The organism is Halomonas sp. IOP_6 (genome assembly GCF_021151565.1).
In the GTDB taxonomy this organism is placed as follows: Bacteria; Pseudomonadota; Gammaproteobacteria; order Pseudomonadales; family Halomonadaceae; genus Vreelandella; species Vreelandella alkaliphila.
The window spans coordinates 468,950-478,224 of record NZ_JAIRBO010000004.1 but is presented as its reverse complement, the minus strand read 5'-3'; the positions used below and the strand labels follow the sequence as shown (position 1 = coordinate 478,224).

At 50.9% G+C, this 9,275-nt stretch carries 7 protein-coding genes; 3 read left to right on the top strand and 4 right to left on the bottom strand.

Annotation, left to right across the window (positions count from 1 at the left end):
* Window positions 1-787, bottom strand: a 787-nt coding sequence (locus K7H08_RS10580) for an FAD-binding oxidoreductase (RefSeq protein WP_231657883.1), incomplete at its 3' end; no start/stop codon positions are given.
* Window positions 784-2,037 (bottom strand): 2-aminoadipate transaminase, encoded by a 1,254-nt coding sequence (locus K7H08_RS10575; RefSeq protein WP_120386183.1) that lies wholly within the window; start codon window positions 2,035-2,037, stop codon window positions 784-786. The genes K7H08_RS10580 and K7H08_RS10575, both read right to left, overlap by 4 nt.
* A 448-nt stretch (window positions 2,038-2,485) precedes the next feature.
* Between K7H08_RS10575 and K7H08_RS10570 the strand changes: the two genes are divergently transcribed.
* The 3 genes from K7H08_RS10570 (at window position 2,486) to K7H08_RS10560 (ending at window position 6,486) form a co-directional block, all read left to right on the top strand.
* Window positions 2,486-3,511: a TAXI family TRAP transporter solute-binding subunit gene (locus K7H08_RS10570; protein WP_038479016.1), complete on the top strand. Its 1,026-nt coding sequence runs from the start codon at window positions 2,486-2,488 to the stop codon at window positions 3,509-3,511.
* Window positions 3,512-3,664: 153 nt separating this feature from the next.
* The gene (locus tag K7H08_RS10565) at window positions 3,665-5,524 is read left to right on the top strand and encodes a TRAP transporter permease (RefSeq protein WP_266100146.1); all 1,860 of its coding nucleotides are present in this window, start codon (window positions 3,665-3,667) and stop codon (window positions 5,522-5,524) included.
* A 74-nt stretch (window positions 5,525-5,598) separates the two neighbouring features.
* Window positions 5,599-6,486: a LysR substrate-binding domain-containing protein gene (locus K7H08_RS10560; protein ID WP_038479019.1), complete on the top strand. Its 888-nt coding sequence runs from the start codon at window positions 5,599-5,601 to the stop codon at window positions 6,484-6,486.
* A 240-nt stretch (window positions 6,487-6,726) separates the two neighbouring features.
* Here K7H08_RS10560 and K7H08_RS10555 read toward each other — a convergent pair whose 3' ends face one another.
* Both K7H08_RS10555 and K7H08_RS10550 read right to left on the bottom strand, forming a co-directional pair.
* Window positions 6,727-7,833, bottom strand: a complete 1,107-nt coding sequence (locus K7H08_RS10555) for a mandelate racemase/muconate lactonizing enzyme family protein (RefSeq protein WP_038479021.1) — start codon at window positions 7,831-7,833, stop codon at window positions 6,727-6,729.
* Window positions 7,834-7,847: 14 nt separating this feature from the next.
* Window positions 7,848-9,272 (bottom strand): YfcC family protein, encoded by a 1,425-nt coding sequence (locus K7H08_RS10550; protein ID WP_231657882.1) that lies wholly within the window; start codon window positions 9,270-9,272, stop codon window positions 7,848-7,850.
* Window positions 9,273-9,275: the final 3 nt, after the last annotated feature.

The window sequence follows — 9,275 nt, the reverse complement described above, 5'->3', positions numbered from 1 at the left end:
CCGAGCCGCACAGCAGGCTGTTCAGGTTCAGCTGGCCTTTTGCTTCCCGCAGATGTGCCAGATCGTAGCCGGTTAAGCAGCGGTTGAGCGGCGGAAATTTCGCCTCAATCAGCCCCCGCTGCTGGTCGATAATCTCAGCCGCGGTGGTATGCACCTGGCCAAGAATGCCGGATTGGGCAACGGCCTGCTGCTCTTCGTCAGCGCTAAGCGGGCGGCTATGCAGATGCTGGCCCCCCAGCAGAACCGTATCCAGTTCCAGTACGTGGTCACGGGTTTTGCCATACTCGCAGCTACCCTGGCCGCTGGCATCGGTGGAGATCATCCCGCCGATGGTGGCGCGGTTAGAGGTCGACAGCTCCGGGGCAAAAAACAGCCCATGGGGCTTCAGCGCCGCGTTGAGTTGATCCTTCACCACGCCGGCTTGAACGCGTACCCGCCGTGCCTCTACATCGATCTCGAGGATCTGGTTCATATGGCGGGAAACGTCCACCACGATACCGTCGGTCAACGACTGGCCATTAGTGCCGGTACCGCCGCCACGAGGCGTGAGCACGATATCGCGGTGGGGCAGCTCGGCAGCCAGCTTGGCAAGGCGCTCAAGGTCTTCCGCATGCTTAGGAAACACCGCCGCCTGGGGCAGGCGCTGGTAAATCGAGTTATCCGTTGCCAGCACCGTGCGGTTGGCATAGTCCGGGGCAATCTCGCCTTCGAAGCCACGGGCGCGCAAGGCGTCGAGAAACGCCACATAGCCACTTCGCACTGCCACTTCGCTGACCATTACGATCATGCCTTGAGCGTCTCCAGCGCCTGCTCGATGAGCCCTAGCCCTTCTGACATGACGTCTGGTTCAGTGGTCAATGGCGGCAATAAGCGTAAGACATTACGCTTGCGGCCACTGGGCATTAGCAAAACGCCAGCATCACGCCCCGCAGCCAAGAGGTTAGCTAAGTGCTCTCCCCCCGTAGCATTGTCGGTATCTTCAAAGACGATACCGCGCATCGCGCCAATACCCGTCATGGCTCCTAGCATGGGAAAACGCTCGCTTGCTTTCCAGCGCTGGTAAGCACTCACAATCGCCGCTTCTTGGGCATTACCCCATTCGCTTAGCGCCTCGTCTTGCATGATATCCATCACTGCCAATGCAGCTGCACACGCAACCGCATTGCCTGAATAGGTGCCTCCCAACGCGCCTTTGGGTAAGGCATCCATTAACTCTTTACGCCCTACCAAAGCGGCCAGAGGAAGACCTGAGGCAATGCTTTTTCCTAACAGAATCAGGTCGGGCTCGATGCCGAGGTGACTGAAGCCAAAGCGTTTACCGGTTCGTCCGAAGCCTGATTGGATTTCGTCACAAATCAATAAAATACCGTGCTGATCGCAGATTGCCCGCAGCGCTTTAGCAAACTGGGGGCAAAGTAAGCGAAAACCGCCTTCCCCTTGAATGGGTTCAACGACGACACACGCCACTTCACTGGGAGCAATTTCTACGTCAAATACACGCTCTAGGGCCGCCAGCGACTGCTCGGCGGATATCCCACTATCCTGGCTGGGAAACGGCAGGTGATAAACCGGGCCAGGCAACGCGCCTAAACCGGCTTTGTAGGGCTTAACTTTGCCGTTCAAATTGAGCGCGGCCAAGGTGCGGCCATGGAAAGCATCGTCAAAGGCAATCACGCCCTGGCGACCCGTGACACCACGGGCAACTTTCAGAGCATTTTCTGTCGCTTCCGCACCACTGTTCGTCAGCATGCATCCCAGCGGATAAGAAACCGGCACAAACTGGTCAAGTCGCTCTACGACAGAGAGGTAGCCACGGTGCGGCAAGGCATTAAACGCTGAATGCATGAGGGTATCGACCTGAGCCTTGACGGCCTCGACCACCGCTGGATGGCCATGCCCCAAGTTAAGCACACCAATACCGCCAATAAAGTCGATATAACGCTGTCCCGCTTCATCCCATACCTCTGCATTACGCCCTTTAGTAATGCAAACGGGATGGAGGATGCCTAATGCACTGCTGACGTTGGGAAGGTCCATCGTCGAAAACGCTCCTGAAATGACTATGTGTTCCCTTATCAAACAGGTTCATATGGCAGATCACAAACGAAAAAAAACGCTAAATACATGCCAAGCAGGAATGCATTAGGTGTGAACACATGATCAGAAGCATAATCATCCGCCGCTCAGCATAGCCCACTCATTGCTAGCACATATTCCACTAGGAAGACTATAAAAGGAAAACGTCGCGCCGGTCATGCAGATAAAAAGCACAAATCACTGATTACTTAAGGGATTTCTTAAAAGTCTTTGGCATGACAAAATGGAATGCGTACGCAACTTAATTTCTTTTGTCTGTCGGGCTGCATACGTGAACAATAGCCAGCTATTTTTCGCGCCATTTTCACTGATCGATCCCCAGACGGTCGGATTGCGAGAATTGCTAAGCAGAATTTTATTATAAATAATTTAATTAGCAGGAGTTAACATGAAAAACATTACTTCTAAAGTGCTATCACCAAAAGTGCTATCCACAAAAGTGCTATGCGGCGTAGGTGCGACTCTTCTGTTGGCGGGTTGTGGTGGCGACAGCAAACCTAATATCGCTATTGGCCCCCCTGCCAGTACCACTCAAGGCGTTTCCCAACTACTTTTTGATGCCTACGGTATTGGTAGCGATAAGTACAATACCTATCAAGAAGGGTTTGGTGCTGCACTCGATGGTGTGCAAGATGGCAACATCGATATTTCTATCGGTATTCTTGGTTTACCTTCTGGCAGTATCGAGAACTTACAAGCCTCGAGCGGCGATGCGCGCCTAATTAGTTTAAGCGATGACGCTATTGACTATATTGAAGAGAACAGTGCCTATAAGCGCTTTACGATTCCCGCTAATAGCTATGCTTTTCAAAGTGAAGATGTAAACACTATTACGGCTTATGCCATTTTAGTTGGTAACACAAATACTATTGATGAAGACCTGGGTTATGAACTAGCGCGTTTAATGCATGAACATGCTGAAGAAAACACGCACTCCCAGTCTGCGTTCATTACCCTTGAAAATGCACTCAATGGTTCAGAAGGTCTACCCATTCACCCCGGTGCTAAAAAATATTACGAAGAGCAAGGCCTCACCGTAAATAACCCGGTTGCGGAGCTTGGCGAAACTGAAGCCAAAGAAGAGTTTATTTTAGGTACCGGTAGCCAAGGCGGCACTTACTACCCTCTAGGCGGTGAGATGGCCACCATTTGGAACCGTTACCTGGAAAACTATAACTTCACCAATATTGAAACTGGCGCTTCAATCGAAAACTTAGTGAGCATTCGTGATAACGGTATGGATCTCGGGATGACCGTACACGCACCGGCACAAGATGCCGTTGCCGGACGCGGAGAGTTCGAAAGTGGCGCGATTGATAACGTTGCCTTTATCGGACACATTTACCCTGAAGTCATTCAGATTGTGACCCGTGAACGCTCCAATATTGACAGCCTAAGTGATCTAACCGATTGATGTTTCCCTTTCGCCGCTGGCTAAGCCAGCGGCGTTATATGTATGAGGTTTAATCGTGGATAAAAAAAAACTCCTGACGAAGCGGCGCTTTTAGAAAAGTATGATCGTGAGTCACAAGTACGTTCTGCACTACAGCTAGGCAAGTGGGGTTGGCTGATCACCCTAATGGGTGTATCACTGACTTGCTTTCATCTCTATACCGGTTATTTTGGTACGCTACCGTCACAGCAGCAAGGTGCCGTCCACTTAGGGCTTGCCTTGGGGATGATCTTTATCTTATTCCCTGCAACGCGCGGTGCGGGCAGGCGTAATGGCGTGCCGTGGTACGACGTAATACTCGCCTTCGTAGCCACCTTTGCCGCCTACTATAAAATCCTATTTTATGAAGAAGTCCTGCGTGCAAGGGTTACGGGCTATTCAGCCGTTGACCTAACGATTGCCGCACTCGGCGTACTGTTTGTACTAGAAGCAACTCGCCGTACTGTTGGTATGCCAATTGTTGTCATGGCTACGTTGGCAATTCTCTATGCGCTGTTTGGCAACTTGATCCCTAGCCCTTTGCTTTCTCATCCGGGCTTCTCTCTTGAGCAGGTGTCTCCCTACTTATGGTTTAGGGAAAGCGGCGTTTTTGGTACGCCCCTGCAAATATCGGCGCGCTTTATCTTCTTGTTCTTGTTTTTCGGCGTTGTTCTGATGCATACCGGCGTCGGCCGATTCTTTAATGACTTAGCCTTTGCATTAACCGGGCGCTTTACGGGTGGGGCCGGCAAAGCCGCCGTTATAGCAAGTTCGCTTCAGGGTATGATTTCGGGAAGCTCTATCGGCAACACCGTGGCTTCTGGCTCTTTCACCATTCCTATGATGAAAAATGCCCGCTTCAAGCCCGAAGTAGCAGGAGCCGTCGAAGCGTCAGCCTCTACCGGCGGGCAGATCATGCCGCCCTTAATGGGTGCTGCGGCTTTTATCATGGTGGAGTACGTGGGCGTCTCTTACCGCGAAATCATGTTTTCGGCGCTGATTCCCGCCATTCTCTATTTTGCGGGTATTTTTATCGGGGTGCATTTCGAAGCCAAACGTCATCGCATTCTCGGCCTTCCTAAAGATCAATTGCCCAGCAAGCGTAAGCTGATACTGTCAAAAGGCTACATGTTGCTGCCTTTACTCGTCATTATTACGACTATTAGCGTTGGCTTTACCGCTCAACGGGCAGCGCTACTGGGTATCGCATGTGCGTTTGCTGTCAGTTTGGCTCGCAAAGAAACACGCCCTTCGTTAAAAGATATATTGGTTATTTTTGAAAAAGGGGCGCGCGTGGCACTGCCAGTGATCGCAGCGGTCGCTTGCGCAGGCATTATCGCTGGCGTGGTAGGCATGACAGGAATGGGGTCAAAATTTGCTGCTGGCATTATTAGCTTAGCTGACGGCGTTTTGATACTTGCGCTGTTGTTCACAATGATTGCCTGTATTGTCTTGGGCATGGGATTACCCACAACAGCAAACTATGTGGTCACTGCCACCATTGCCGCACCAGCACTGATTAATGAGTTCGGCCTTCCGCCAATGGCAGTACATTTGTTTGTCTTTTATTTCGGCATCATCGCCGATATTACGCCTCCCGTGTGTTTAGCCGCGTTTGCGGGTGCAGGCATTGCACAAGCCAACCCAATGAAGACCGGCTTTACGGCGGTTAAATTGGCGATTGGTGCGTTTATTATTCCTTATGCCTTCATTTATAATCCTGTGCTGGTATTAGTCGAACCTACGCTGCTAGGTCTTTTAAGCGCGCTGTTCTTTTCACTCGTAGGGATTATGGGCGTCAGCAGCGCACTACTCGGTTACTTTGTGCGTGATTCCTTCTTCGGGGAGCGTCTGGTACTGTTAGTCGCAGGGCTTGCCATGGTGGTTCCCGAGTTGCTAACCAGCGGCTTAGGCTTGCTTGCCATGGTGACAGTGGGCTGGCTTCAGTCGCGCCGACCTGATAAATCCCAGGAGGCTGCAACGCTCGCCCAATGAGCCATTATAAAAGCCTAGCTTCCCCCCGGCGCTTAGTCGCCGGGGCGGCTTTCAGGTCATCAGGAGCGCCAGGTTTGGCATCACGCAATCTTCCTTCTACGGCGGCTATGCAATGCTTTGAAGCAGCCGCACGCCATATGAGTTTTACTCGCGCAGCAGACGAGCTAAACCTCACCCAAAGTGCTGTCAGCAAACAAGTCGCGCACCTCGAAGCCACCTTGCAACACAAGCTATTTCGTCGCGTGCGACGTAGCCTGCTGCTAACCCCAGAAGGGGCCATTTTTTTAAGTGACGTACGCAAAGTGCTCACTCAAATTGAGATGTCGACGCAAGCGATAATGACCTACAGCGGTAATAGCGAGGTTCTTAAAATCGCCACCTTACCTAGCTTCGGTAGCCGCTGGTTGGCCAATAAGTTGCCCACCTTTTTAGCCGCCAATCCAGGCATTAGTTTGGAGTTTCATGACCGCGTAAAAGATTTCGATCTTGAGCAGCAAGATATCGATATTGCTCTGTTTTATGGGCATGGCAGTTGGCCAAGCCTTGCTTGTCATAAGCTTATTGATGAGGATATGGTCGCGGTTGCCTCCCCTGAATTACTCGCTCGGCACCCCATCCAGTCAGTGGATGACTTAACACAACTACCGCTGCTGCATCTCTCGACACGCCCTGACGCATGGCACCATTGGTTTGCAAACCAAGAGATCATCACTGACCGTAGCTATCATGGCACCCGCTTCGAGACCTTTCCTATGCTGGTGCGAACGGCAATGGCAGGCGGTGGGGTCGCCCTGGTTCCTCACTTTACCGTCGATGAAGAGTTGGAAGGTGGCCGACTGGCAGTCGCTTGGCCATATCGATTGCTCAGTGAGAGTGCTTATTATCTTGTTTACCCTGAACACTTGGGGGAACTCGCCAAAGTGCGACGCTTTGTAGAGCATGTTACCCAGTTTAGTGATTGATACTGGCACAATACTACGCATTGCTATGTTTAGCTAAACAACTAGCCATTGCTTTTTGCCAAACAATTACCTCATTTAATCCCTATTAAAAGCTTAACGCCTATAAAAAGCTTAACGCTATTAATATGTTTATATATTCATACGCTTGAGATTTTATAACAGCATTGATAACTCTCGGGCAGAAGCACCAAAGAAGAGAACATCTTCTTACTTCACTCCTGCACGAGAGTACATCTTGGTTCAGTCAATGGTGTCGACAAATTCGCTGAGATCCCGCACTCGACTCCTGTCGATAGTCACGCCAAGTCCAGGTGAGTCGTCCAACACAATATGCGTTTCATCTCCCGGCATCTGCGCAACATCTTCGCCAATCATGGCGGGCCCCACCAAGTCATTCGCAATAATATTGGGGTGCGCCAGCGCTAGGTGGGCACCCGCGAGCGTCGCGATCGAGGACTCCACCATAGAGCCGATCTGGCAGGGTATATCAGCCGCCATTCCGACCTCTGCCATCGCCATAGCAGGACGTAAGCCGGAGGATTTCATTAACTTAATGTTAACCATGTCAGCGGCGTTTAGTTGAATCACATCCAGCATTTCTTTAACACCATGAATAGGCTCATCAGCCATAATCATCGCATCAGTTGACTGAGTCACACGGGCCATAGCTGCGAGATTCTCCATAGCGACGGGTTGCTCAAACCAATCCACTTGATAGGGCGCTGCATGCCGAATGACCTGAAGCGCTTGCTTAGCACTCCATCCTTGATTGGCATCCACACGCAACGCAATCGAGCGATCTAGCGCCTCTCTAACGCGCGCAATCCGTTCAATATCATGTTCCGGCGTATCGCCCAGTTTGATTTTGATGGACTGATAACCGCGTCGAGCAGCCTCTTTCGCCTGACGCGCCATCTCCTCCGGCGCTAACATGCTGATAACGTATGGAAGTTCCAATCTAGCATGGCTACGCCCACCTAGCAGCGCATAAAGCGGCTTTCCGCACTCACGCGCCACCAGGTCGTGAAGCGCAATATCGAGAGCTGCTTTAGCCGAGGGATTATGGCGAATTTTACGGTTGGCGACATGATGGAATTGCGCAATATCACTGGCGTCGGCGCCCATTAGCAAGGGCGCTAACTCACGGGTTATGATTTCTCGTGCGCCAAGATACGTCTCTCCAGACACATGCTGATCTACCACGGCTTCACCCCAGCCAACCTGGCCAGAAGCAGTTTCGATGCTGACAATCAGGCTGGCGATATCGTGATAAGTGTCATAGGCAATTTTAAACGGTTGCTTAAGTGGAAGACGCACACCATATACCGTGATTTTGTTAATACGCATTATTGATGCCTTATTTATGTCCAGGAAAAGATCTGCGCAAGAGTAATCATCAGACTTGCCATACCCAGCTGAAGAATCGCTAATGGAAGTATCCATTTGATCCACTTACTCCACGACACACCTGCTACCGCAAGCCCTGCCATGAAATATCCTGACGTTGGAGTAAGTATATTGGAGATGCCATCACCAAACTGAAACGCAAGAATAGCTGTCTGACGGGTCACTCCCACAAGATCTGCAAGAGGTACCATTAGAGGCATTGTCAGTGCTGCTTGGCCACTGCCAGAAGGGACTAAGAAGTTCAGGACAAGTTGAACAAAAAACATACATACCGCAGTAACCACTGCGGGCATTCCGCTCAGCAGCCCTTCGAGATGATAAAGAATCGTATCCAGGATATCCCCATTTCTCAGAATCACCAGGATGCCAAAGGCAAAGCCCACTACCAGTGCCCCCATCGCAATCTCCTGAATGCCCTCAACAAAGTGGTCGGCAATTTTATTCGGATTCATACGCGCAAATGCGCCGATTAAAATAGCCATCAAGAGAAAGGCGCCGGACATCTCACCGATATACCAGCCATGGCGTATCACCCCATAGGCAATAACGAGAATAGTGCCTACAAAAGTAGCGAGGACGAGTTTATCGGCAACCGATAACGCGCCTGGATCCTCATTGGCTTGCGGTTTGCCAAATTGGCGGCGGTCGCTATTAAAGACAGGGCTCGCTTCGGGGTGAGCTTTCACTTTGGCCGCATAGCGAGTGACGAAAGCAATACTGACGCTGACGAATATTAGCCAGTAACAGGCCCGCAGGGTCATTCCAGAAAACATCGGGAGTTCAGCGATATCCTGAGCAACGCCAACGGTAAAAGGATTCATAAACGCTGCAGAGAAACCAGCACCAGCACCTACCAGTGGTACCGCTGCGGCCGTAATAGAGTCATACCCCAGCATACGCAGTAACGGTGCGAGGATAATGATAAAGGCAATTGTTTCTTCTGCGAGCCCGAAGGTTGCTCCTCCCATCGCAAATAAAAGCATCAGTAAAGGTATAAGAATGAGATCACGTCCAGTAAGCGCATTACTGATACTGGCAACAACTTTTTGTAAGACCCCGGTTGCTTTTAGAACGCCAAACGCGCCCCCCGAGATAAAAATAAAGAAGATGATGCTACTGCCTTCCCCCATCCCCTCAAAGACCGCCATGAAAGGACTTAACCAGCCAGCTTCTTGCGCTTCCACCGCCGCATAACTGTCTGGCACTACAACCGTACGCCCTTGCTCATTGGTTACACGCTCATAGCTACCCGCCTGAAGAAAGTGGGTTGATAAAGCAGCGAGACAGATAAAGCTAAATAACACGACAAAAATATGCGGGAAGCGAAATGTTGGTCGTGAACTCTTCTCGTGTGTCATTGTTTTTTCGAGAGGTGTCATGGG

Bases quoted from the DNA above. Each gene is read 5' to 3' on its own strand.
- K7H08_RS10575 (WP_120386183.1), bottom strand. From the start codon at position 2,037: ATGGACCTTCCCAACGTCAGCAGTGCATTAGGCATCCTCCATCCCGTT.
- K7H08_RS10570 (WP_038479016.1), top strand. From the start codon at position 2,486: ATGAAAAACATTACTTCTAAAGTGCTATCACCAAAAGTGCTATCCACA.
- K7H08_RS10550 (WP_231657882.1), bottom strand. From the start codon at position 9,272: ATGACACCTCTCGAAAAAACAATGACACACGAGAAGAGTTCACGACCA.
- K7H08_RS10555 (WP_038479021.1), bottom strand. From the start codon at position 7,833: ATGCGTATTAACAAAATCACGGTATATGGTGTGCGTCTTCCACTTAAG.